The organism is Fibrobacter sp. UBA3629 (assembly GCF_002374005.1).
Classification (GTDB): Bacteria; Fibrobacterota; Fibrobacteria; order Fibrobacterales; family Fibrobacteraceae; genus Fibrobacter.
In genome coordinates this window covers 15,058-39,463 of the sequence record NZ_DFLC01000030.1, presented here as the reverse complement: position 1 = coordinate 39,463, position 24,406 = coordinate 15,058, and the positions used below count along the sequence as shown (strand labels likewise).

Genomic DNA, 24,406 nt, shown 5'->3' with positions numbered 1-24,406 from the left:
TGATGCTGTATAAAGCGCTGCTTTTGCTGCTCTCCCTGTTCTTTTTCTCCTGCTCCAACTCCGTTGGCGGGGATTCGGGTCGTCCTTCGACGAAGGAGTTCGAAAAGGATTCCCTTGCCGGCATGATCCGTGTCCATACGGGCGAATCGTTGGTGGCTCTCGGGACGAACAAGACTTCGGCAAATATCAACGAACGCCCGGAAATGATGGTGGGGTTCGAATATGACTTCTCGATGTCCCGGAGCGAAGTGACGTGCGGAGAGTTCAACGGGCTGATGGAATCTGCGACGGGCCTTTCGCTGGATTGCGAAGATGGCGCTCTCCCGGCAACGAATGTTTCCTATTACGATGCCGTCCTGTTCGCCAATGAGCGCAGCAAGGCGGAAGGTTTCGATACGGTTTACAGCTATAGCATGGCCTCGTTTGACGAACAGCGCCATTGCGTGAAAATGGAAGGGTTCTCGGATCATGCCGATATTTTGGGCTACCGTTTGCCTACGGAGGCGGAATGGGTCTTTGTGGCGTCCCGCAACAGCAATGTGGAAAAGGCGTGGACTGCAGGTAATTCCGGTTACAAGCTGCATCCGGTTTGTGAAAAGGCCGCTGCGAATGAATTTTGCGACATGTTCGGTAACGCCATGGAATGGGTGAACGACTGGTTTGGAATCTTCCGCGATACGACTATTTTGAATTATGCCGGAGCTCCAGATGGGGGCGCCCTGGGACAGCGCGTCTTGAAAGGCGGAAGCTACCGCAACGACGCTTCCTCCATTTCTCTTTACGGCCGCGGTGATGTCTACACGGTCGTCTCGTCTACCCGTGCCGAATATGTCGGGTTCCGCCTGGCGTTTGGCGTCATTGTAAACCCTGTGTGGATGGGCGGAGACGGAATGGCGAATTCGAGTCGGATTGCCCCGATGGCAAGTTCTTCGTTTTTGCAGTCGCGGACGGGAACCCGCAAGATGAAACTCGCCTTCCGGAACGACGTTTCGGGCAACATTGCTTTTATCGATTACACTAGCGGCAGCTTATCGGTGGTGGAGATTGCGGATACGATAGGAGCGTATCATCCCGAAATTTCGCCTGACGGAAAAAGGGTGGCTTTCTGCACGGGCCTTGAGGGTGTGGCGGGCAAGTCGTCCCTGTATGTGCGCGACTTGAATGCGAATGGCTCGAATCTCGTGAAACTCAATGTGGAATCTGCCGCCATTCCGCGCTGGCGCGTGCTCGAAAATGGCGATACGGTAATCGTTTACGTGACCGACGCGGGCAACAACAAGGATGCCTCCGCATTCAAGGCGGCTTCGACTTGGCAGGTGAAATTTGCGGGCGGCAAGTTCGGAACGCCCGAGAAACTGTTCGACGGCGCCTACCACGGCGGCATCAGCGAAGACAATTCTATTGCGGTTTCGGGTGCAAGGCTTTTGCGCGCCCATGTGGCGGATTCCGGCTCGACGCTGATGGCGCATGCCCGCGATACCGTCTGGTACGATAGCGCGCAGGCGTGTAACGCGTCGCTTGCGAGGGATGGTTCTAAGCGCACTTTGTTCCTTGATTTCGGAAAGGGACCGGGTGTCGACTTTGTCGGAAAAAAATACGGCATGCACGAACGTCTGCTTGTCTCCGACAGCACGGGCAAACTGCTGCAGGCTGTAGCAGCCCCTGCGGGTTATTCGTTCGACCATAGCGAATGGTCTTTGGGCGGGGGAAATTTCGCCGTTGTGACTCTTTCCAATCTGGAGGGGGCCCATTCGAAGATTGCCCTTGTGTATCTGAAAGACGAAAGTGTCGTGGAAATCGCCGAAGGCGATGAACTTTGGCATCCGAATTTTTGGGTGGACGCCAAGGCTTCTGCACGGCCGAATCTGACGCTGAATGCCGATAGCGCTGGAGTGTATTACGATGAAGGCGTGTGGTACAATGCGTTGGAACTTCGCGTGAAAATGGAGAGGTTCTGGTATCGTCGCGAGGAGGTGACCGTCGTAGGCCTTGGAAGTTCGAGGATGATGTTCGGCATGTACGAGAAGAATGTGAAATCGGAAAACTTCTTGAACATGGCCTATTCCGCAGGCGACATGAGGGGCATGCACTACCTCTTCAAGAATTACATATTGCAGCACGTTCCCAACCTCAAGACGCTGGTGATTGAAATGTCTCCGGACCTGTTGTGGTACGACCGGTCGACATCATGGGGCCCGATTATAGACGGCGTTCCAGGATTCAAGTATGACGAGGATCATTCTTTCTGGAAAGACGGCGTGCCGGAAGGGTTCCTGAGCCTGGTCTCGGAGTGCCCCAAGCCAGAATCCGTATTGCAGCATCCCTACAACTTGGAAGACTTCCTGTTGCCGACCATGGGGTGGTACGGTATAGACGTATTCCGCGATACGACGGCCCTTTCGACTTTGGATGAAAACTACAAATACGATTTTTCGCTGTTTGAAGAAATTATCAAGATGGCGCGGGAGAGAAATTTGAACATTATATGCTTTATCGCGCCACAAAATCCTGGCTATAGGGAAACGGGCTCGTATGGTGTCTATGGCCCCAAGCGTTCCATCGCGGATTCCATTTTGAGCCGTGTAAAAGGGATGGGGCTCATCTGGATGGACGAAAATAAAATGGGGGACCACGACTATACGGAAAATATGGCCTATAACATGGACCACCTGAGCGCAGAGGGGGCGATGCAGCTGACTGCCCGTCTCGATTCCATACTGGAAACGCTCAAATAATCGGAAAAACGCTACAAAGTGTATCGTGTTGTCCCTTTTTCCGTGATGGGTCGCACAATGTCCACGCACGTAGCTTTTAACTAGTTTTGGATTTGTCGATATTAAGTTATTTTTTGAGAGTTGAATTCGCCCTATGGGCACAAGGAGTGTTTATGAATTGTTTGGTAAAAATGGGCCTCGCGGGCCTTATGGCTTTTGGACTTTCGCAGGCGGCGGTGAACTTCCCGTTCCCGCAAAACTCCAACTATGGTGGAAACGGCATTGTCCTTTCGAACCAGAGCGAGGCTGCGACTCAGCTGAAATCGGCTTTCGATTATTACATGAGGGACAAGTATAAAGAAAGCGGGAATTACGCCGCAATTGAAAAAGACCACGGCAGTAACACTTTTGTCTCTGAAGGGACCGGCTACGGCATGCTGATGATGGTCTATTTCAGCGACAATACGACGAGCTACCAGGCCCAGTTCGATAAGTTGTGGGCGTTCTACAAGGCGGGTGCCAACGATCATGGACTGATGAACTGGTCGTTTGGCGGTTTGAATCCGTACAATAACAATGCAAATGCGGCAACAGATGCAGAAATGGATGTGGCCGCGGCCTTGATCATGGCTTCGTACCAGTTTGGTGACGAAAAGTATCTTGATGAAGCTCGTACTCTCTTGAAGAACGTGAAGAAGTATGAGTTTGAAGAAAATGGCCTCCATAAGCCGGGCGATGCCTGGAACGACAAGAAGAATCCTTCCTATATCGCTCCGGCCTACTATAGGCTCTTTGCCGAGGTGGACACGGAAAATGCTGCATTCTGGAATACGACGGCGATGAATGCCAACTACGCCTTGCTGGAGACGAATTCTGCGGAATATTCCACGGGGCTTTTTGACAACTGGTCGGATGCGAGCGGAAAGGGGCTGGATAAGTACTATGGTTACGATGCCGCCCGTACTCCGTGGCGCCTGGCGCAGGATTTTTACTGGTTCGGCGAATCGAAGGCCAAGACGATGCTCGATAAGCTCGGAACATGGGTGAGCGGCTATGCGGCATCGGCGATGAAGGGGACGATTGAACGTAGTGGCAATACCATGTGGAACGACCACAATAGCACATTCGTGGCTACGCTCATGACATCGCTGGTTACAGATGCTTCCCGCCAGTCAAAGCTCGATGAATACTGGGCGGAAGCGGTCAAACTGGGCGATGAAGCCTATTTTGAACAGTCCATGAAAGTCCTTTGCGGGCTCTTGGTTTCGGGCAACATGCCGAACCTCATGACGGCGGGCTCGAATCCGCCGCCGCAGAGTTCCAGTAGCGCAGTCGTGCCCGGAAGTTCCAGCAGTGTGCCGGATTTGAATTCCAGTTCCGATGGAAGTGTCGCTATCCAAGCGGCTCGCTTGCCGGCCGCGGTGGGTATCTCCCAGCTGGGCCGCACCCTGCATGTGAACGCAGTGGGACACGTGCGCATGGACGTGTTCGGCGTGACGGGAACCGCGGTCAAGACTCTCTGGAATGGGATTGTTTCTGGCGGCATGGCGGTGAGCCTCGAGGGGATTCCTGCGGGTGTCTATGTACTCCGTGTCCAGACTGCGGGAGGCACGCAGTTGAAAAAAATCCGCCTGGAGTAGAATCCAGCTTGGGAATTTTATCGATTCCAAAGACAAAAACGCGCTTGCCGGATAGGCGGGCGCTTTTTTTTCGTATTTTTAGGGCATGAAAAAGTTTGTGAAGATTTGCGCTTGTGCGGCATTAGCCGTGACTTCTGTTTTTGCCCAGCAGGGAGCTCCGACGGGTGCCGCTGTTGATCCGACTGCCGACGAGCAGAAGGCACTTTCTGCCCTCAAGGGCAAGCTCGAAGGGGCCATTGTCTGGGCGACGAGTCGCGCGAATTCGCATCACGATATCTGGATCATGAACGCCGACGGCAGCAATGCCCGTGCTCTCACGAGCGGCGACAATGTGGACTGGTTCCCGAGGATTTCTCCCGATGGCGCCACGGTGCTTTTTAATCGCAGCAAGGGCGGCTGGGTTCCTGAAAACGACGCGAACTATCCCGAAAAGTGGGACCTGTGGATGGTCGATATCTCGGGCGAGAACGCGCGCAAGGTGGTGGACAACGCCACATGGGGCACCTGGAGACCCGACGGCAAGTCGATTGTATTTAGCCGCGCAGGGAAGGTGTTTACGATGGACCTCGCGAGCAAGGCCGAAACGCTCGTGCTCGATGGCGAAAAGGCCTTCAACAAGTCCGGCGTGATTCTGCAGGAACCGAACATGAGCCCCGACGGCAAGCATTTGGCGATTACGCTCCGCGGCTCCATGCGCGAGACGGGCGTGTGGGACCTCTCGAAGAATGTCTGGACCAAGTCCGGCGACGGTTGCCAGATTGACTGGAACTTCGACGGCTCCAAGCTCTACCGTGTGAACCCCACGGGTAATGGCGGTACTGCAGCCCCGAGCGAAATCCTGTGGTTTTCTGCCAAGGACGGCAAGCAGATTGAGAAGGTCGGCTTCTTCGGCATCCCGAAGAACGTGAAGCTGATGGACCTGCCGGGCCGTCGCAGTCATGAATACTTCCCACGCCTCTCGCCCGATGGCAAGTGGCTTGTGTGGGGTGCGACCGACAAGGGCCACGACCACGACCTGTTCGACTACGAGCTCTACATCTGGAAGATTGGCGAACCGGTGGAAACTGCGACCCGCATTACCTATCACAGCGGCAACGACCGCTGGCCGGATATCTGGCTCGGCAAGGTCCCGGTGAACGCTTCGGCAGGCTCAGCGACTGGAGCGACAAAGGCTGTTGAGACTGCGGCCCAGGCTGCGGTCGGTGCCGCCGTTGCCGGTGGTGTAAGCGATGCCAAGATGGACGAACTCATCCAGGCAATCGACCGCCTGACCGAAGCGGTGAAGGCTCTTTCTGCCGAAAAGAAAGAGTAGCTATTTGACCATCTGAAAAACCTTCTCGTCCTTGCGGCTCATGCCGTAACGGGTGCGGAGGATTTCTTCTTTGTAGAGGGAGTCGTTCTGGAGTCTCTCGATGATGAGCTTGCGCTCTTCGATGACGGTGTTGAGCGAATCGATTTGCTTTTGCTTTAATTCGATTTGTTGAATCAGCATCTGCTGCTCGAAAATGTTCCCCTTGCTGAACAGGAGCTGGGATACAACGATAGCGATAAAGAAAATGACGACCACAATGGCGATGTAGATTTTCTTGTGCATTATGCCGATCCGTTGAAGTGGAACATGAAGTTGTCTTCGGTGTGGGCGAGACCCGCAATTTCGAGCTCTGTCAATATAGCTAAAAGTTCGCCGATATTAAAGCCCGATTCTGCCTGGAGCTCGGGAAATGTTTTGCGGTAGCCGTTGACTTTTGCAAAAAGTGCTTTCGCGTTTTTTCCGAGCGTGCAGCCCGCGCTTTCGAAGGCCGTGATGCTCTGACCTCCTCGCCGGGGGAGTCCGAGAACCGAAACCAGACTTTCGGGCCGAAAGACTGGTTTCGCAAGCTCCCGGTCGAGTAGGTCGTTCGTGCCCCCGGCCACTTCGCTGTCGAAGTCGCCGGGGATGGCGTAGAGCGGCTTTCCCTCCTTGCGGGTGAATTCGGCGGTGATGAGCGCTCCGCCCTTCGCCTTGCTCTGCACGATGACAGTCGCTCGCGACATGCCGCTGATGATGCGGTTCCTTGCCGGGAAATTCCCCTTGTAGGCAGGCATGTCGGGTTCGAATTCCGAGACGATGGCGCCGCCGTGTTCGAGGATGCGCCTTGCAAGGTTTCCGCGGCTGCCTTCGATTTTGGTGCCGAGCCCCTGCGCGAGCACGGCGATTGTCGGGATTCCCGCATCGAGCGCGGCTTCGTGACACAGGCTGTCGATTCCCTGCGCGAGTCCCGAGACGACGATGGCTTGTGTCCCGCATAGTGCGCCCACGAGCCTCCGGCAGAGTTCCTGGGCGCTGTTTCCCGGCCTTCGCGTGCCGACCATCGCGATTCCCACGGGGAGGTTTGCGTTGCGAGCTTTCGCGCTGTCGAGGGCGTGAACTGGCGGCGGGAGCGTCCCCATGGCATAGAGCTGTTTTGGCTTGTAGATGGATTCCCCGAGCAAGAGCGGATACTCTTCTGGCTTTACGGTGTAGATGTCTTTCATTGCTTCCCTTTGGGCGTTGTTGTTTGCCCGTGCCTAAAAATACAGAATTCGAGTGTCAAAAACAAGGGGGAGAACCTGCGTGCGTGCGACTTTCTATCTTTGGGCCATGAAGTACAAGTTTGAAGATTTGGTCGATATCCTGTCGAAGCTCCGTGCCGAAGACGGTTGCCCGTGGGACCGCGCCCAGGACACGCATACGCTCTTGCCCTACCTGGTCGAAGAGAGCAGTGAATTCATCGATGCCGCGATGGAAGGCGACAAGGCTCACATGTGCGAGGAACTGGGCGACGTGCTGCTGCAGGTGGTTTTCCATGCGCAGGTCATGAAGGAGAGTGGCGACTTCAATATCGATGATGTTGTTCAGGGAATCTGCGAGAAGATGATTCGCAGGCATCCGCACGTTTTTGGCGATGCGCAGGTGGATACGGCTTCCGAAGTGAGCCGTCGCTGGGAAAAAATCAAGGCCCAGGAGACGCTGCACCAGAAGGATGCCGAAAAGTCTATCATGGACAAAGTAAGCAAGAGCATGCCGACCTTGGCTCGCAGCCAGGATATTATCCGCCGGGTCGCGAAAGTCGGATTCGATTGGGGAGAGGCCGCACCCGTGTTCGACAAGGCTCAGGAAGAATTTGCGGAATTCCGTGCCGAGATGGAGAAGGTCACGCCGGAGAACGCGAACACCGACCGCCTGGAAGACGAGTTCGGCGATATCATGTTCTGCCTCGTGAACGTGGCGCGCCATAGCGGGTTCAATGCCGACGTGGCACTCCGCCGCGCAAACGCGAAGTTCGAGAAGCGATTCCGCGAGGTGGAACGCCTTGCCCGCGAGCAGGGGAAGGCCCTGCCCGAATTTGGTCTGGAAGGCCTGCAGCAGCTATGGAAGCAGGCTAAGGTTTCCGCTCGATAGTAATCGAATCCTGCAGGTCTATGTGCAGAAGCCCGTCGCTTGCGGCGACATAGAACTTGTCGAAGTTGCATGAGCTCTCTTCGGCGCCGGTGGCGTCGAATTCCAGAACGTCCTTGAAGGTTCTCTTTCCGACTTTCATCGAATCCAGCATACGCACGGTGTAGCCGTCGTTGTTTGTCATCTTGTTCCCGTCGAGGTCCTTGAATACGATGTCCGGGCCATAGGGCCAATTGACGTCGCGAAGATTCCTGAGACATGAAACGGTCATCTTGCCACCGTTTTCGTCGCATTCAACCCTCACGCCGATGGTAATTTCGTTGAGGAAACCATGTGCCTCGAATTCAAAATACTCGGGCTTGTGGCTGTAGATGCGTTCTCTGTAGGAATCCTCAATGCCCCAATTGTCGATGACCTTGACTGTATCGCCCCATTCCTGTTCCTTCTGCACCAGTTTTGCGAAATCGCCGCCGACATACGGATCGTCTACGTCGAACATCCCGCACGAAGTGAGCGTCAAGGTGAGTGCGACTAGCGTCGTTGCTGTCGAAAACTTATTCATTGTCGCCCCTTTCCTTGATGGTGAAAGAAGCTCCGTCGGTGGTTTCGAGCCTCAGGATTCCCGCAGTCTTGGAAAAGTAGAGAAAAGCGGTGTCGCTTTCGATTTGTTTATGGTAGTTGAGAGCGTCGTAGTGAGCCATGTCCATGATGGCGAAAACGCTGTCGTAAGTGACTCCGTTGAAAGTGATTGTATCGAGCAATCTGACCGTCCCCTCGATGCCCTTTTCTTCCGGAGTTCCGGTGGAATCAAGTTCGACAAAGAAGCCCGTGTTTTTGTGGCTTATGTGCATCGGCATGGTGTGGCTTATGACAAGATTGTTCTTGTTTTCTTCCTCGCTGACGTTAATGCCGCCATAGAAGTTGACTTCGACGCTCATGATGGGGTAGGTGGACGTGAGGAGTACAGAGCGGTCCTCTTCCTTTGCCACCACGCAGAAATCGCTCCAGTCCTCCATGAAGGTAGAATCCTGGCTCACGGTCAGGTCAAATTCGAACCCTTCGGAATGCTCGTAATGAACAGTGTTTCCCTTCTTGAATACTTTGGTGGATTTCTGGCAGTCGGCAAGCTTGTATATCGGATGGTAGACCCCGTCGCAGGTGTCGGTACAGCCGCAGGCCGTGAAGGCTACGATGCAGATGGCAATCGTTAGCCCGATTGTCAAGGCCGATAATGCTCTTTTTGGCATGATTTTCTCCTTTTTCCCTTTTGCATAAAATAGCAAAGACTTTGTCTGAAATCATGCCGGGAACCCTATTCCACATTGGAATGTTCCTTACGGGAATGGTGCTTTGTGAAAAATTTTGTTCACGTCCGGAGGATGCGAAGTATATTGAGGGTGTACTTCCAGTCAGTCCTGGTTCTGGAGAAGGGATGCCGGATCGAACCGCGGGGTAGGACTCATTGGGTGTACACTTTCTATTCCAAAGTCACTCGGCCTTCATGGCCGGGTGATTTTGTTTTATCCCTTCCCGCAATATGCAAGAAGGTCCGGGGCATGAGCCACCGGACCTTGAATCTTGCTTGAAGTCGCTTGGGCTTAGGCGCGAGCCTTGGCCTTGTCGCCGTACTTCTTGATGAGCTCTTCCTGGATGTTCTTCGGCACCGGAGCGTACTTCGCGAATTCCATGGTGAACTCGGCCTTACCCTGAGTCATGGAGCGGAGGTCGGTGGCGTAACCGAACATTTCGGAAAGCGGGACTTCGGCGGTGATAGTCGTCGTGCCCATTTCTTCGCTCGTTCCGGTGATGGAACCGCGGCGCTGGGAGACGTTACCCACGACGTTGCCCTGGAACTCGGTCGGAGTGGCGATTTCGACCTTCATGATCGGTTCGAGGATCTGGGCGCCGGCCTTGGCGAAAGCTTCGCGGAAAGCCATGCGGGCACAAATCTGGAACGCCATGTCAGAGGAGTCGACCGGGTGGAACGCACCATCCTGGACTTCCATTTCGATACCCACGACCGGGAACCCGATGAGGGAACCGGCTTCCATGCAGCTCTGGAAACCCTTGTCGCAAGACGGGATGTATTCCTTGGGAATACGGCCGCCGACGACGGAGTTCACGAAGTTGTAGACCTTGTCGGAGTCGCCTTCGACAGGCATCGGGCGCATCACGCCGGACATCTTGGCGAACTGACCCGAACCACCGGTCTGCTTCTTGTGGGTGTATTCGAACTTGGCTTCGCGAGTGATGGTTTCGCGGTAGGCCACCTGCGGGGCACCGGTCTGCACGTCCACCTTGTATTCGCGGCGCATACGTTCGATGTACACGTCGAGGTGAAGTTCGCCCATGCCCTTGATGATGGTTTCGCCGGATTCCTTGTTGACTTCGACCTGGAAGGTCGGGTCTTCCTTCGTGAAGCGGTTGAGGGCCTTCGACATGTTGTCGAGGTCGTCGCGGTTCTTGGCTTCAATCACGAGCTCGATCACGGGGTTCGGCACGTGCATGGAAGTCATGTTGTAGTGGTTCTTGCCGTCGGTGAAGGTCGTACCGGAAGCGCAGTCGATACCGAACAGGGCAACGATGTCGCCGGCACCGGCTTCGGTGATGTCCACCATTTCGTCGGCGTGCATACGCACGAGACGGCCCACGGACACCTTCTTGGTGGTGGCCATGTTGGTGATCATGTCGCCCTTCTTGAGGGTACCCTGGTACACGCGGACGTAGGTGAGCTGGCCGTAGCGGTCGTTCACGAGCTTGAACGCGTAGCAGACGAGCGGTGCGTTGTCTTCGCTCTTGAGGATGACTTCGGCTTCGTTGTTGTCGAGGTCGAGGGCCTTGTTTTCAACGTCGGTCGGGCAGGGGAGGTAGTCGATGACACCGTCGAGGAGCTTCTGCACGCCAATGTTCTTGTGGGCGGAACCCATGAACACCGGGGTGATGTCGAGGCGGATGGTGGCTTCGCGGATGGTCTTCTTGATGAGGGCCTTGTCGATTTCGTCGACGCCGTACTGGCCTTCCATGGCCTTTTCCATGATTTCGTCAGAGTAGTCGGCGCAGCAGTCAACGAGCCTGGTGCGGTATTCGTTGGCCTGGTCGACGAGTTCGGCCGGGATTTCCTTTTCGATCATGTCGTCGCCGTTGGCGCCTTCGAAGTAGTAGGCCTTCATTTCGACGAGGTCGACCACGCCCTTCAGTTGGTCTTCGAGACCGATAGGAATCTGCATCACGCAGGGCTTGTGGTTGAGCTTTTCCTTGAGCATTTCGGCAACGCGGAGCGGGTTTGCGCCGGAGCGGTCGCACTTGTTGACGAACACCACGCGCGGCACATGGTAGCGCTTCATCTGGCGGTCAACGGTAATAGACTGGGACTGGACGCCTTCGACGCCGGTGAGCACGAGGATAGCACCGTCGAGCACGCGGAGGGAACGTTCCACTTCGATCGTGAAGTCCACGTGCCCCGGGGTATCGATGATGTTGATGGAGTCCTGTTCACCGCTCTTGGTGTGGGTCCAGTTTGCAAACGTGGCGGCAGACTGAATCGTGATGCCGCGTTCGCGTTCAAGTTCCATGGAGTCCATCGTGGCGCCGACGCCGTCTTTACCACGAACTTCGTGGATAGCGTGGATACGCTTTGTGAAGTAGAGGATGCGTTCGGTAAGGGTAGTCTTGCCCGAGTCGATGTGGGCAGAAATACCGATGTTTCTGTGATTTTGGATGTTTTTCATTTTTTATTCCACAAATGGAGTTGATGTTTTGAAGTTTGCGCCCAAAGATAGAAAATTTCGGGGGGTATTCAAGGGCTATTTGCCGCTTTGGGGGCGTTTGGAGCGCTTGAAAACTTCGTTTGTGCCGATAAGGGCGGCTATGGCAACCGCAATCCAGTCCCGATAGCTGCTTCCGGTCATCCAGGGGCCGTAATTCATGAAATGGCGCTGTGCTTCCGGGGTGAGGAATTTGCCCGCCTCGAGGCTCTCGGAAAAAACATCCACGTTGATGGGAATGTAAAAATGCGAAAGCACAAGCTGCAAAATAACGGTGAAAATGGCAAATTTGGGTGCAGGGTCCGCCTTGTCGAGGGCATGGCCCAGCGGCACCAGCAGGAGCGGCAGGAACGGAGCGATGTGCCTCGATTCGCTGTCGAGGGCAAAAAAGAGGAAGGCGAGAAGCACTAGCGTATGCCCGGGCGACCTTGCTGTGGAATCCTTTACGAAATCCCTCGCGAACAAGACCAGGAAGGCGGGAAGGGCACCCCAGTAGACGACGTGCCCCGCCAGGGTGACGAGGGGGTACTTTAAGGGACGGATGAGGACCTGGAGCAGGAACACCTTGCCGTCGAAGAAGTAGTCGTTGTTCGTGTGCATGCGGAGGAGCAGGGATACGGCTGCGATGCAGAGCACGATGCCGATGAAGACCCTGGGGCGGAAAGACCGGGCGAAATCCACTGCGGAATAGGGAATGCCGGGGACTTTTCGGAGCAAGGCGATAACCCAGGCGCAGCCCGAGAATGCAATAAGGCAGAAGATGATGTGCCCGGTGCCGAAGTTTCCCATCAGGAGGTTGTCGAGGATTTCCTGCTTGTGCATGACATGGAACAGGATGACGAGAGTCCCGGCGGCAAGCCCGTAGACAAACGGGAGAACCAGGAAAAACTTGGGAACCGGTTTTTCGAAAAGTTCCGGGAGCGCGCCTGCGGACTTGCTCACGCCTGGTCGGAGCGGGAACAAAAGAAGCAGCGTCATCACGTAGGTGAGGGTGGGCCAGGTGACAAGCCCGAGGAGCGAGAGCGCGAATCCCGAGGCCTCCCTGCCCTTGAGGATCGCGTAGTAGGAGGCGAGCGCGACAGTCACGGCGAAGGCGTCCGTCTGGAACGGAACGTAGCCGCAGTTTTTCAGGGTTGCGTAATTGAAGAAGAATAGCGAAAAGAGGACGACCGTTGTGGCGGGTTTCCATCCCTGCAACCGTGCCAGCTTGAAGAACAGCAGGAGCTGGAGGGCGAGGTTTACAAAATGGAGCACGTACATCCCGGCCATCATGTGCGCATTGTCGAGCGGAATGCCGGCCAGATTGTAGACAACGTTCATCAGGCAGAACGGGAAGATGCGCTGGATGCGGAAGCTGTCATAGCCGGTGGCGAAGAAATCTGCGGAAAAGTTGCGGAAGACCTCGCGGTAGAATTCCCCGTCGAATCCCGCGCCTTCGTTCACGGGAATGGTCTCGCCACAGACAGATAGGGCGAATAGGGCGAGGAGGATTGCTGACAGGAGCCCGTAGACGGTGCGGACTGCCAAATGCTTATGCGTGGAGTCGTTCACTTCGCTTCGGAGCTGGAATCTTCTTTGTTGCTAGGTCCGGCGCCTTCCGCGTCTACGATCTCGGCGTCGGTCACAGCCTTGCCGTCCTGGTCGGCGAGCGCCTTGAAGTAGGCCGTTGCCGTCTTGCCGACTTCGAACGTGTCGTAGTAGGTGTAGGCTCCGTTGCCCACTGCCCCCACGACCGGAATGGCGCGGAGCAGCGACTTGCTCAGGAACTTCGAGGAAATCTTGATGCCGATTTTCTGGATGAGCGCCTTGAGCGCGGTGGTGGAGAGCTTCTGTACCACGATGCGGCTGCCGGTGCGCACGGCGATGTCGCGGATGAGCTGGGCCGCGCTATGGCGGAACAGGCACCAGACCATGGCCTCGCGGCTTAGTAGGGCGAGCTTGCCGTAGCTTGCCGCGATGTCGGCGACGAGCTGCGCCTGGATGCGCCAGATGGCGGCGATGTCCGGGATGGCGGTGAGGATGCCCGTGATTCCTGCAGGGATAGAGAGCGTGGCGCTTATGGTGGCCGCCTTGAACGCCGCCTGCTGGATAAGCTGGTTCGCCCTCTTTTCCGGTTCCCGGTTTTCGGCGTACAGGGAGTCGGGAATATTCGTGATGAGGTCGAAAAGGATGTTGGTCGCCTTTTCCTTGAGCTTTTTCTTGGTATTCTCGGTTTCTTCGGTCATTCGGGACTCCTGTAATGATGAGACTATTTTAATAAATCCTGCGGGGGGTGGCAGGGGATGTTTGGTAAATGTCCCTTGACAGCGTGTCGGTATTGCCGAAGATTGCATTTAGGTAAAAAAATGTTTATTTTTTGGTTGCGAAATGAGACTGTTCCGTTCTTTCATATTCCTGGTTTCCGTGGTCGCGGTTCTCGCTGTGCCGTCTCTTGCGAAAAACGTATTCGTGGCGGTTCTCGAGACGGTCACCATGGGAAGTTCCGTGTCCAGGGCCGAGAAGGTGTTCCTGACGGACAAGCTCCGGTCCCAGGCGGTGGAAGTCCTGCCCTCGTATAAGGACTTTGTCGTCATGACGCGTGAAAACATCCTCGCATTTTTGCCGCCCGACAAGTCGCTGGAGGAATGTGAAGGCGGATGTCTCGTGCAGACGGGCAAGAATATCGCGGCGGACTACGTGGCGCAGGCCCGCGTGGGGCAGTTCGGTTCGGACTTGACCCTCACGGTCGAACTCTACGAGACGGCGAGCGGCAGGATGCTTTCCAGCTATACGAGCCGGAATTCTTCCGTGGATGAACTCCTCTCCGAAATCGAGAGCCGCTCGGCGATGCTGTTCGGGACCATTCCGGGAGCCATTACGATAAATGCGGAAAAAGACGGCGGTGGTCATGGCGGATTCACAAGCGTGTCGATGGGAAGTCACTGGTCGTCGTCCAGAATAAAAAAACGGCTGATAGAAGTCTCCTCAAATCCTGTGGGTGCGTTGCTAAGCGTGGATGGTCGTCCGCAGTCGAACTGCCAGAGTACGCCCTGCAATGTGGAACTTACTGAAGGAAACCATAAGTTTACATTCGTGTTGGACCGTTACTTCGACCTTGATACGCTCGTGAACGTGAATGGCAATACTACTAGTCTCGGTGTGCGGATGAAACCGAATTTTGGAACGCTTGTCATTGACCCGAAATTTCCCGATCGTCTAGGGAGCGCGGATGGACTCTCGGTACAAGTTGATAACGAAGACGGAAGTCTGGAAAATACGCTTTCGCCGGGATGGTATCGCGTCGAACTGAAACACGCGTGCTACGAGGATGTGCTCTTTAATGTAAATATAGCCCGAGGTCAGGAATTCCGGTTCGATAAGAAACTTGTTCCCAAGAATGGGCATGTGTCGATTCGCGCCCGTCAGGGAGACTCTCCCCAGAGGGTGCCTGTGTATGTCAACGGCAAGAAGGCCGGGATGACGCCCTTTGACGAGGATGTCTCTGTCTGCGCTACCGTTACGGTGGGCGATGAACAGGCGGGATTCCCCTATGCAATCCAGGCGCATGCGGAAACGGAATGGGTCTACGAAATTCCCGAGGAAGAGGAAGAAAATGAAGAGGAATCTTACGACAGTTACGAATATTCCAGTTCCAGCGAATATACATTCAATCTGTCCGGGTTCTATAGCAGCTCCTCGCGTAGGCGCTCCGAAAGTTCAAGTTCTTATTCCATCAATGAAGTGGTTTCTTCTTCGGACAGCGAGGGACCCGTTAGATTCATTATTCAGGGCTTGATGGGATTTGGGTTCGAAGCTCTTCGCGAGGATGGCGTTGAAGATGAAGAAGTTCTGGCGTTCTATGATAATATGAATGGCGGCTGTAGTTACTGGGATGATTATTATGACCGATGCTCAGGCTATTCCGATACAGCTAGTATTGATGGCTTATATGGATATATTGATTTGTTCCTTGGACTGGAATTCGCCCGCTTCCTCACAATTGGAGCGGGAGCAGGAATCGGTGTCTACACGTTGTCCTCGACGGACGACAAAAATCTTGATGAAGATCTCCCCGGTGCGAATTTTGCTCCGAACATATTCTTCGAGGTCTCCTTGGGGACGGAATATACGTTTGGTGCCCGCTACATGTACGTCTTTGAACCCCGTTGGCCGAGTACTAGGATGTCGGGCTTTTTTGAATGGCTGAATGTGTTCGGAATTGAATTGGGTGGAACGAATACAGAAGGCCTGGGAACGAATTTCTTCATTTCAGTTTATCTCAGGGCCCCTACGCGAGGGAACCTCACTGAATTGCTTAAAGATACAAAGAAAAAGAACTAGAACAGGATTTTCGCGATCCCGCCGGCGATACCCGCGAGCTTGTCACCGCTGTAGTCTGCAATCGCGAAACGCAGCGTGCGGCCTTCCATCGCCATCGCGAGCGCTTCGTTTATCCATGTCCTTTCGCAGGTGATCTTGTCGACGGTGAGCTCGGTGCCCTTGTCGCCGTCGTCAAAGCCGTAGTAGCCGCGGAACATCGTGGGCTCGGTTTCGCCACGCAATATAATGCGGACCTCGGCAATCCTCGCTTCGGAGTCGATGGAAACTTCCTGGATTTCGCCGAAGCGGAGAACCGTCTCGTTCTTGCGGATGATGGACTCGACGGCCCTGTCCCGGAGGTTCCCTAGAAACGACATCGTGCTTTACTCCCGGAGTCCTGCCTTAGCGGGGCAGAGTGAGAATCTCGATTCCGTTCTTCGTCTTGACGATGGTGTGTTCCCACTGGGCGCTGAGGCTTCCGTCTCGGGTCACGGCCGTCCATCCATCGCTGAGCGTCTTGGTGCCCGGGCGGCCGACGTTGATCATCGGTTCCACGGTGAACACGTTGCCGACCTCGATGAAGGGCGTGCGTTCGGAGTTGCGGAAGTGGAGCACGGTCGGTTCCTCGTGGAATCCGCGGCCGATGCCGTGTCCGCAGTAGTCTTCCACTACGCTGAATCCGTGTTCGTCGGCGATGTCCTGGATGGCGCATCCGATATCCGAGAAGCGGGCGCACGGTTCTCCGGCGGCGCGGATGCCTTCTTCCATGCAGAACTTTGCGGTATCGACCAGTTCCTGCGCGAGGCTAGAAACCTTGCCGACGCAGAACATGGCAGATGTGTCTCCGTGGTAGCCCGAAAGGATAGTCGTGATGTCGATGTTCACGATGTCGCCATCCTTGAGAATGGTGTCGGCACGCGGAATGCCGTGGCACACGACCTCGTTGATGCTGATGCAGGCGTAACGCGGGTAGCCGTGGTAGCCCATGCAGGCGGAGATTCCCTTGTGGGCGCGCGTGTAGTCGCCGATGAATTCGTCAATTTCGAGTGTCGAGACTCCCGGCTTGCACATTTCGCCTGCGCGGATGAGCGTCTCGGCGGCGAGCGCTCCGGCATCACGGATGAGTTCGATTTCCTTTGCGGATTTTACCTTTATCTTTGCCATTTTGCTTACCTAAAACCAGTCTAACTTAATTTTTCCAAATGTAGCGGTCGACGAGGTAGGCTAGAAGCATCTGGTCTTCGACGGGGCCGTTTGCCAAATCTTTCACGAGCGGGAGCATGCGGCTGATGCGTTCGGTCGCCTTCTGGCCGCCGAAGTGCCTGCGTTCCTGTTCCAGCGAGGTGCGCGCGCGGTCGCTGACGCGCCTTGCAATGTCTTCGTTGGACGGGATTTCTTTCTTGATGAAGTTGATGCCGAAGTCCGCCGCGGTCTGCCGGATTTCGATTTCTTCGACAGGCGTGATGAGCGAGATGCAGAGGCCACTCCTGCCCGCACGGGCGGTGCGCCCGCTACGGTGCACGTAGACTTCGTGGTCGGCCGGGTGGTCGTAGACAATCACGTGGGTCACGTGGTCCACGTCGATGCCGCGGGCGGCAACGTCGGTGCAGATGAGGATGCGGAGCTTCTTTTCGCGGAAAGCGTTGAGCGTCTTCTCGCGCATGGCCTGTGCCACGTCGCCGCTGAGAGCCCCCACCTTGAATCCATAGCCCGAAAGCACCTGTTCGAGGTAGCTTACGTCGCTCTTCTTGTTGCAGAAAATCATGCAACTGTCGGGATTGTAGTATTCGAGCACCTTGATGGTCATGGAATCCTTGTCCATCACGTCGCAGGGGTACCAGTAGTGCTCGAGGTTGTTCGCGATGACTTTGTCGTAGCTGAGCGAGAGAAAGTCGGCACTCGGACGCTGGAATTCGCGGGCGAGGCTCTTCACCGTCTGCGGAATCGTCGCGCTGAACATGGTGCACGAGATTGCCTTGGGCAGGTAGCGGCGGATTTTCTGCATGTCGGGGTAGAATCCCATCGAGAGCATTTCGTCCGCTTCGTCGAGAATCAGGTCGCGGATATCGAGGAAATCGACGTTGCCGCGCTGCACGTGGTCCATGAGGCGTCCCGGAGTCGCGACGATGATGTGGACCCCGTTCCTGAGAGCTTTCAGCTGCGGTTCGTAGCTGACGCCGCCGAAAATGGCGACCGAGCGGATGCCCGTGCCTTCGGAAAGTTTCTCGATTTCGTCTTCCACCTGGATGCAGAGTTCGCGGGTGGGCACGAGGATCAGCGCCTGCGGGTAGATGTGGTCACGGACGATGACCTGCAGGAGCGGGAGCACGTAGGCGCCGGTCTTGCCCGAACCGGTCTTGGACTGCACCAGCATGTCGCGGGCGGCAAGCATGTAGGGGATGGTCTTCTTTTGGACGGGCATGAGCTGCGTCCAGCCGTGCTTCGCCAGAACTTTTTTCTGTTCGTCGGGAAGCATGTCGAATGTGTAGTCGGGGAGCTTGTTCTTGGGCTCGATGATATTGACCGGCGTAAGGAACGGATTTACTTCTTCTTTCTTTTCTTCTTGTATTTCTTCGCTCATAGTGGGCACAAAGATAGAAAAATTCTACATGGGACGTTCACCGCTTGCGCGTGCGTAAGCGCGAGGCGAACTATGTTCGCCGAAGTTTGTATCGTTACAGACTCCAGTGGTATTCGAGTCCGAGGCCGACGAACCAGTCGATGGTGGAGCCTCCGATAATTGTGGGCGCCGCCGCCGCTTCGGGGGTCGGATCCACGTACATGTCGCGTCCGCGTGTCGAAATCCCGGTGCGGATTCCTATGCCATAGTGCTTCTTGAAAACGAACTGGGCTGCTCCGCCGATGACGCCTCCCTTGTAGGCTTCCTCGAAGCGGATACGGACCTTGTAGGCGCGCGAGGGTTCCTTCACGTCGTCGTTGAGCGCGATATCCTCGACAAAGAAGCTGTACTGGAATCCGAGAATGAGGAGGAGGCTGATGTCGAGCCAGCTCTTGATATTGTAGGTCCTAGAGAACAGCGCGTTGAGGCCGATTTCGTGCTGGTAAAAGTCCCAGTGATCGAGCTCGTCGTAGACGGGATCGTCGTCATCGGTCTTGACCCTGTGCTTCGCGAAACGGTACTGGAGTTCGAGGCCGATGAACCCGTACCAGATGCCGCCGAGATAGGCGTTGAGCAACGGGTCGGAATCATCGATAAAATTCCAGAGGCTTACCGAATCCTTCGTGATGCGGTAGTTGCGCACTTCGCTTTCAACGTGGCTCTTGTACCAGGTGTAGGGCGTAAGCGGGATATGTGCCTGCGAATATCCGAACGCTACTCCGGCCCAGGCCCGGAACTTGGGAACTTCCTGGTAAAGGTCGTCGGGCTCGTCCTGCAATTTTTGGCGCTCTTCCTTCGAGAGCCTTCGTTTGGTCTTTCCCGAAAAGAATGTGCTTGCGATTTTGTCGGCGAGTGCTACCTTGTCTGCATTCTTGGCAATCGACCCCGCGACTTTCGGGTTTGTCGAAGTCTCGTCGAAAATGGCGACGTTGATGTTGTCCCCGCTTTCGGCTAGATAGAGCACGATATTGTCTTCGAGACTTTGCACCTTGGCCATGAGGGCGGGGTGGCGGATGTGCAGGTATTCCTCGCCGAGGGCGGGATCCATGTTCTTTTGTAACCATCGAGCGTAGTGCATGGCGACGGAGTCTCGTTCCCATTCCCCGAAAAGCCTGCACTTGGGTTCGCCTGCGCCGGAGTTGTTGCGCTTGAGCGAGAGGCAGAGTTCTCGGGGGTCGACAGGGCTCTGCGCATCGGGAGTCCAGATGAGAATGTCCGCGTTTTCCCACAGCACCGGGTGCTTGTTGAAGTACACGTCCTTCGCGAGGCTCGTGGCGGCGATGGCAAGGAGTGCTAGGATGAATGCCATGGCCCGCTTCATTTCTGCACCCCCTCGTAGAGGCTTATGCGAATCTTGCGTGCTGCGGTGGCGATGAGTGATTTCATGTCGTCCATCGAGAGCTTTACGATGGGCTGCTGGATTTCTTCAACGGCGCTAAACAGCGGACGCTGCCTTTCGTTGTCCCAGAGCGTGTACGAGAATATGGCGCTCAGGTTCTTGGAGGTCGGTTTCTCCTCGTTTTCCTTGTGGATGAGGTCGTAGTCGTAGTAGAGTTCGCGCTTCAGGTCGGTTCCGATGATGAACTCGTGGATGATGAGTACAAGGGCCGGGGTCGAACCGTCGGCATTCTTGACGGCGATGCCCTGTTCCGGGAAGTGTCCCTTGATGAAGATACGGTCGTCGAGCTTCTGGCTCTCTTCGGGGAATGCGTTTATGGTCGCGTCGGGAACGTCCTTGAGCGCCGGGTATGCCCTGCGCATTTCATCGAGGAAGGCGCGTTCGCAGAACGATGTCACCTGCACCTGCGCACTCTCGGGAGCGATTTCCAGTTTCTTGGCGAACCACTTGGACCGCGTCAGCACGAATGCGTTCTGCGTGCCGCTGATGGAAAGCGCGCTGTAGGGGGGCTGCTTGTATAGCGGATGCGACTTGCTCCAATGGTACGACGGGCCGCACCCGACAAGGGCGCACACGGCGATGCACAGTGTGGCAAGCTTCCTAAACACGTCACTCCCTCAATGGAAGGCTGGCCCTAGTTGGCGCCCCACTTTTCGCGGTAGGCGTAAACCTTTTCGAGGATTCCTTCGGGGGCGTTGATCGCCTTGCGGTTCTCTTCGCTTTCGAGGAATGCGATGATATCGTTGATGTTCACGATAGAGTGGGCCTCGATTCCGTATTCGTCCTGCACCGTCTGGAGCGCGGACTTGCCGTTGTCGAGCTTTTCCTTGCGGTCGACGGAAATGAGAAGCCCGATGACATTCGCGTTCTCGATTTTTGAGAGCGCCTGCATCGTCTCGTTCACGCTGGTGCCTGCGGTAATCACGTCCTCGATAATCACGACGTTCGTCTTCTCGGTGTACTTGTAGCCGACGAGCATGCCGCCTTCGCCGTGGTCCTTCGCCTCCTTGCGGTTGTAGGTGAAGGTGAGGTTCTGGGCGTACACGTCGCTGAGTTTCATCGCGGTAGCGGCGCAGAGCGGAATTCCCTTGTAGGCCGGGCCGTAGAGGTTCTGGGCCTTGCCGTCGAAGTGGACCATGTAGGTGCTTGCGTAGTATTCGGCAAGCTTCGAAAGTGTAGCTCCGGTGCGGAACTCCCCGGTGTTGATGAAATACGGGGTTTCGCGGCCGCTCTTGGTGACGAAGTTTCCGAACTTGAGCGCGCCCGCTTCAACGAGAAAATGGACAAACTGGTCTTTGATGTTCATAGGAAAATCCTTATGCGGCACCGCCCAGGAGGAGGGCTGCAATGCTGGAGAATACGGCGACCTTCTCGGTCAGGACTTCGATGGCGATGAGGATGGCGAACACCACCACGCAGAGCCCGATGTAGAAGTAGAAAGACTTCTTGAATCCCTTGATCTTGAGCTTGAAGATGAGCCAGAGGACAAAGCTCAGGATGGCGCTGAATATCCAGGCGGCTGCTCCCGGCAGGGGGACGAGTCTGCTCACACCGAAGGTAAGGGCAATGCCCGGGATGAAGAAGAAGGCGATGCACAGCACGCAGAGGAGGGCGAATCCCACGTAGTGCGCGAACCCGCGTTCCTTCTGGATGATAATCTGCGGTTCCTCGCTTTCCGGCTTCGGGGCTTCGGCGACGGTTTCCTGTTGGGCAGCTTCTTCCGGGGCTGCTTCGGCAGCTGTCGTATCGTTTGTTGCGGGGGCAGCGTTCGTGGCTTCGGCGGCTTCGACTGCGGGAGCCTCGGTGGTTTCCTTGTTCTCGTTCAGGTTTTCTTCGTTCATGTTAACTCCTACAGGATAAAGGTTCTTCCGGCGTAGACGAAAACGCGGTGCTCAAGCCAGAGTTTGAGGGCGGCAGAAAGCGTCCGCTTCTCGATGTCCTTTCCAAGTTCCACCAGTTCGTCGATGCTTGCCGTTTCGGGCACGCGCTGGATATCCTGGCAGATGATGGGCCCCTGGTCCAAGTCTTCGGTGGCGAAATGCGCCGTGGCGCCGATAATCTTCACGCCCTTGTGCCATGCCTGGTGGTAGGGCTTTGCCCCCTTGAATGCGGGGAGGAACCCGTGGTGGATGTTGATAATCCTGTACTTGAATTCCTCGGTAAAAGCCTCGCTCAGAATCTGCATGTAGCGGGCGAGCACGATGGTGTCGGTCTTCGTCTCCTCGATGATTTCGCGGAAACGGTTCTCGGGAATGCTCTTGTCCGGGTTCGACGGCACGTAGTAGAACGGGACTCCGAAAGTGCCGCCCACGGGACCTAAGTCGGGGTGGTTCCCGACGATGCAGCTGAATTCGCAGGGGAGGTCTCCGTCGCGTCTCTTGAGCAAGAGGTCGTAGAGGCAGTGGTCCGTCTTCGAAACGAAAATGGCCACGCGTTCGGTCTTGGAGGTGTCGAACAGCTTCCAGTTCAGCTGGAGGTGCGGGGCGAGCGTTTCGAGGTGCTTGTTGACTTCGCTGATGTCGCCAGCTTCCAGTTCAAAAACGGCTCGGAGGAAAAAGGTCTCGATATCTTTCGCCGTATGCTGCTGCAGGTCGATGATATTGGCGCCTGCTTTGGCGAGAACCTGGGTGGTCCCGGCGATAAGCCCCTTTTGGTCGGGGCAGTGAATTTGCAAAATGTAACGGGTCATAGCCATATGTAAAATGTAGTTAATTGTAAAAAGGGCGCCTTGTGGATTTCCGCAAAAAAAGCTAACATTCAATACGTTGTGCAACATAAGCAAAGAAGGCAGGAAATGTTCTGTTCCAAATCGAGATTTGTCATCATTGCATCCGCTCTTTGCCTCTGGACTCTCTCCGAGGCTGTTCCCCCGAAAACGTGGGATTCGATTTTCAATGCGGAGGGCGAAGGCGATTACACTTCGGTAAAAATTGAAGGGAATATCCGTCTGGGCAAGTACACCCACTATAAAGAAGTCCAGCCGGTATCCTTTAAGGTAAACGACGGAAAATTCGCCTTTTCTGTTTCGGGAAACATGACGGTCCCGGCCGAAAAGATCGAGAAAGAAAACTTCTACAACAAGTGCAATATGTCGAAAGAGGCTTGGATCTCGTACTTCAACAAGCCCATGACATTCGGCAAGGAAGAACAGATTGTGAATATCGCCGGCGTGGACCTCGCCTGTGGCGACGACACTTACGCTGTCGGGGACTTGCGAATAAAGTTCACGAACCCGAAGGCGCAGGAATACTGGGCGGCAAACCTTGAAGGCCGCGAAAAGTACAAGCGCGAACGCCTTGCAGAATTCCGCAAGGCGGAACAGCAGCACCATGCCGACATCCGCAGCGTATCCAGCGCCTTTACCGATCCGCGCGATGGCCAGGTGTACCGCACCATCAAGGTGGAAGGCCGTGAATGGTTCGCCCAGAACGTGAACTACAACGTCGAAGGGCATTCCTGGTGCTACGAGGACAAGGATAACTATTGCTTGCGCAGCGGTCGTCTCTACGATTTGGAAGGAGCCCGGAAGGCTTGTCCTGAAGGCTGGCATTTGCCGCGTGACCGCGAATGGATGGACATGCTCGTTGGGCTTACCAAGTGCTACGAAGGTGTAGACAAATGTGGCAAGTTCGCCGAGAAGATGAAGGCTACTACTGGCTGGCACGGTGGTGGTGGCACGGACGAATACGGCTTCTCCGTCTATTCTTCGGGCTACCGCAAGGTGCTTGGCAAGACCATGGTCCGCTACGAGGAAATGGGCGAGTATGCCGGATTCTGGTCCGCACAAAACGGCAGGAACGAAACCATCTGGCTCTGGTCCATGGGCCGCATGAGCGATCAGATGGTGCGACAGCTCGTGCCGAACAACGCAAAGAACAACGCCTACTCCGTTCGCTGCATCAACGGAAATTGATTGATGATTGATAATGTATAATTGATAATTATTAATTCTCAATCATCAATTCTCAATTGAAAAAAACACAAGCCCGAAGGGCTTGCGTTTTTTTTTACATCTGGCGGATCGGGAAGAGTCCCAGCAGGTCGAGCACGTTCTCGAGCACAATCTGTGTTGCCTGAACCAGGAACAGGCGGGACTTTTCTTCGGCGGAGCCAAGCACGCGGTCTTCGTGGATGAACTTGTGGGCGGCTTCTGCGATTTCCAAGGCGTACTGGGCGAGCACGCTCGGTTCGTCACCGGCGACAGCATCCAGAATCTTCTTGCCCTTCTTCGACAGGATGTTGATGAGGCTGTAGGCCGCATCGTCGCTGAGTTCGGCGAAGTTCACGTCCTTGATTGCGGCGGCGAGGTCCGCGCGTTCAATGCCGGCCTTGCGCATGATGCTGCACAGGCGCACGTGGGCGTTCTGCACATACGGACCCGTATCGCCTTCGAAGCTCATCACGGCGTCCCAGTCAAAGCGCACATCCTTCAGGCGGCTGTTCTTGAGGTCGTTGAAGGTAAGGGCGCTAATGCCGATCTGGCGGGCAATCAGTTCCTTATTCTCGAGGCCCGGATTCTTCTCGTCAATGAATTCGAGAATCTTCTTCTGGG

At 55.5% G+C, this 24,406-nt stretch carries 22 protein-coding genes; 6 read left to right on the top strand and 16 right to left on the bottom strand.

All coding sequences use genetic code 11. The features are described from left to right. Window positions 1-2: 2 nt before the first annotated feature. The 3 genes from B2310_RS09390 to B2310_RS09380 all read left to right on the top strand — a co-directional run bounded on the left by B2310_RS09390 (window position 3) and on the right by B2310_RS09380 (window position 5,666). Window positions 3-2,735: a TIGR02171 family lipoprotein gene (locus B2310_RS09390; RefSeq protein ID WP_290730840.1), complete on the top strand. Its 2,733-nt coding sequence runs from the start codon at window positions 3-5 to the stop codon at window positions 2,733-2,735. Window positions 2,736-2,887: 152 nt separating this feature from the next. Then, entirely contained in the window at window positions 2,888-4,354 is a 1,467-nt protein-coding gene (locus B2310_RS09385) for a glycosyl hydrolase family 8 (RefSeq protein WP_290730837.1), read from the top strand. An 85-nt stretch (window positions 4,355-4,439) separates the two neighbouring features. After that, complete coding sequence (locus tag B2310_RS09380; protein ID WP_290730834.1) at window positions 4,440-5,666, top strand: hypothetical protein; 1,227 nt, start codon at window positions 4,440-4,442, stop codon at window positions 5,664-5,666. Here the strand turns inward: B2310_RS09380 and B2310_RS09375 are convergent, their stop codons facing one another. Beyond that, entirely contained in the window at window positions 5,667-5,948 is a 282-nt protein-coding gene (locus tag B2310_RS09375; RefSeq protein WP_173365959.1) for an FtsB family cell division protein, read from the bottom strand. After that, entirely contained in the window at window positions 5,948-6,868 is a 921-nt protein-coding gene (locus B2310_RS09370; RefSeq protein ID WP_290724320.1) for a DNA-processing protein DprA, read from the bottom strand. The genes B2310_RS09375 and B2310_RS09370 overlap by 1 nt, the downstream gene beginning before the upstream one ends. Window positions 6,869-6,974: 106 nt before the next feature. On the opposite strand from B2310_RS09370, the gene mazG reads away from it, so the two are divergent. Beyond that, on the top strand, window positions 6,975-7,775 hold the full coding sequence (mazG, locus tag B2310_RS09365) for a nucleoside triphosphate pyrophosphohydrolase (RefSeq protein ID WP_290730831.1): 801 nt from the start codon (window positions 6,975-6,977) through the stop codon (window positions 7,773-7,775). Here mazG and B2310_RS09360 read toward each other — a convergent pair. The 5 genes from B2310_RS09360 to B2310_RS09340 form a co-directional block, all read right to left on the bottom strand. Continuing rightward, entirely contained in the window at window positions 7,756-8,334 is a 579-nt protein-coding gene (locus B2310_RS09360; protein ID WP_290730828.1) for a hypothetical protein, read from the bottom strand. The two genes, mazG and B2310_RS09360, sit on opposite strands and share 20 nt — an antisense overlap. Then, entirely contained in the window at window positions 8,327-9,019 is a 693-nt protein-coding gene (locus tag B2310_RS09355) for a hypothetical protein (protein ID WP_290730825.1), read from the bottom strand. The genes B2310_RS09360 and B2310_RS09355 overlap by 8 nt, the downstream gene beginning before the upstream one ends. A 351-nt stretch (window positions 9,020-9,370) precedes the next feature. Then, entirely contained in the window at window positions 9,371-11,500 is a 2,130-nt protein-coding gene (gene fusA, locus B2310_RS09350; protein WP_290724310.1) for an elongation factor G, read from the bottom strand. Between the two features lie 75 nt (window positions 11,501-11,575). Continuing rightward, complete coding sequence (locus B2310_RS09345) at window positions 11,576-13,087, bottom strand: hypothetical protein (RefSeq protein WP_290730823.1); 1,512 nt, start codon at window positions 13,085-13,087, stop codon at window positions 11,576-11,578. Beyond that, window positions 13,084-13,761: an EcsC family protein gene (locus B2310_RS09340; protein WP_173380890.1), complete on the bottom strand. Its 678-nt coding sequence runs from the start codon at window positions 13,759-13,761 to the stop codon at window positions 13,084-13,086. The genes B2310_RS09345 and B2310_RS09340 overlap by 4 nt, the downstream gene beginning before the upstream one ends. Window positions 13,762-13,903: 142 nt before the next feature. Here B2310_RS09340 and B2310_RS09335 point away from each other — a divergent pair, with 142 nt between their 5' ends. Further along, entirely contained in the window at window positions 13,904-15,856 is a 1,953-nt protein-coding gene (locus B2310_RS09335) for a PEGA domain-containing protein (protein WP_290730820.1), read from the top strand. Here the strand turns inward: B2310_RS09335 and B2310_RS09330 are convergent. From B2310_RS09330 to purU, 8 genes are all read right to left on the bottom strand, one after another. Further along, window positions 15,853-16,212 (bottom strand): hypothetical protein, encoded by a 360-nt coding sequence (locus B2310_RS09330; protein ID WP_290724305.1) that lies wholly within the window; start codon window positions 16,210-16,212, stop codon window positions 15,853-15,855. The two genes, B2310_RS09335 and B2310_RS09330, sit on opposite strands and share 4 nt — an antisense overlap. A 25-nt stretch (window positions 16,213-16,237) precedes the next feature. Next, the gene (gene map / locus B2310_RS09325) at window positions 16,238-16,999 is read right to left on the bottom strand and encodes a type I methionyl aminopeptidase (RefSeq protein WP_173380893.1); all 762 of its coding nucleotides are present in this window, start codon (window positions 16,997-16,999) and stop codon (window positions 16,238-16,240) included. Window positions 17,000-17,024: 25 nt separating this feature from the next. Continuing rightward, window positions 17,025-18,416 carry a DEAD/DEAH box helicase gene (locus B2310_RS09320; RefSeq protein ID WP_290730817.1) on the bottom strand — a complete coding sequence of 464 codons (1,392 nt, stop codon included), beginning with the start codon at window positions 18,414-18,416 and terminating at the stop codon, window positions 17,025-17,027. 94 nt (window positions 18,417-18,510) lie between these two features. Next, window positions 18,511-19,764, bottom strand: coding sequence for a hypothetical protein (locus tag B2310_RS09315; protein WP_290730814.1), 1,254 nt, complete (start codon window positions 19,762-19,764; stop codon window positions 18,511-18,513). Between the two features lie 8 nt (window positions 19,765-19,772). After that, complete coding sequence (locus B2310_RS09310) at window positions 19,773-20,462, bottom strand: hypothetical protein (RefSeq protein ID WP_290724300.1); 690 nt, start codon at window positions 20,460-20,462, stop codon at window positions 19,773-19,775. Between the two features lie 26 nt (window positions 20,463-20,488). Continuing rightward, on the bottom strand, window positions 20,489-21,160 hold the full coding sequence (pyrE, locus tag B2310_RS09305) for an orotate phosphoribosyltransferase (protein WP_173365944.1): 672 nt from the start codon (window positions 21,158-21,160) through the stop codon (window positions 20,489-20,491). 10 nt (window positions 21,161-21,170) lie between these two features. Beyond that, window positions 21,171-21,695: a hypothetical protein gene (locus B2310_RS09300; RefSeq protein ID WP_173380898.1), complete on the bottom strand. Its 525-nt coding sequence runs from the start codon at window positions 21,693-21,695 to the stop codon at window positions 21,171-21,173. Between the two features lie 8 nt (window positions 21,696-21,703). Then, complete coding sequence (gene purU / locus B2310_RS09295; RefSeq protein WP_173365942.1) at window positions 21,704-22,549, bottom strand: formyltetrahydrofolate deformylase; 846 nt, start codon at window positions 22,547-22,549, stop codon at window positions 21,704-21,706. 99 nt (window positions 22,550-22,648) lie between these two features. On the opposite strand from purU, the gene B2310_RS09290 reads away from it, so the two are divergent. After that, window positions 22,649-23,767, top strand: coding sequence for a fibrobacter succinogenes major paralogous domain-containing protein (locus B2310_RS09290; protein ID WP_173380899.1), 1,119 nt, complete (start codon window positions 22,649-22,651; stop codon window positions 23,765-23,767). A gap of 94 nt (window positions 23,768-23,861) precedes the next feature. Here the strand turns inward: B2310_RS09290 and B2310_RS09285 are convergent. Continuing rightward, on the bottom strand, window positions 23,862-24,406 hold a 545-nt coding region (locus B2310_RS09285; protein WP_290730810.1), incomplete at its 5' end, for a DALR anticodon-binding domain-containing protein.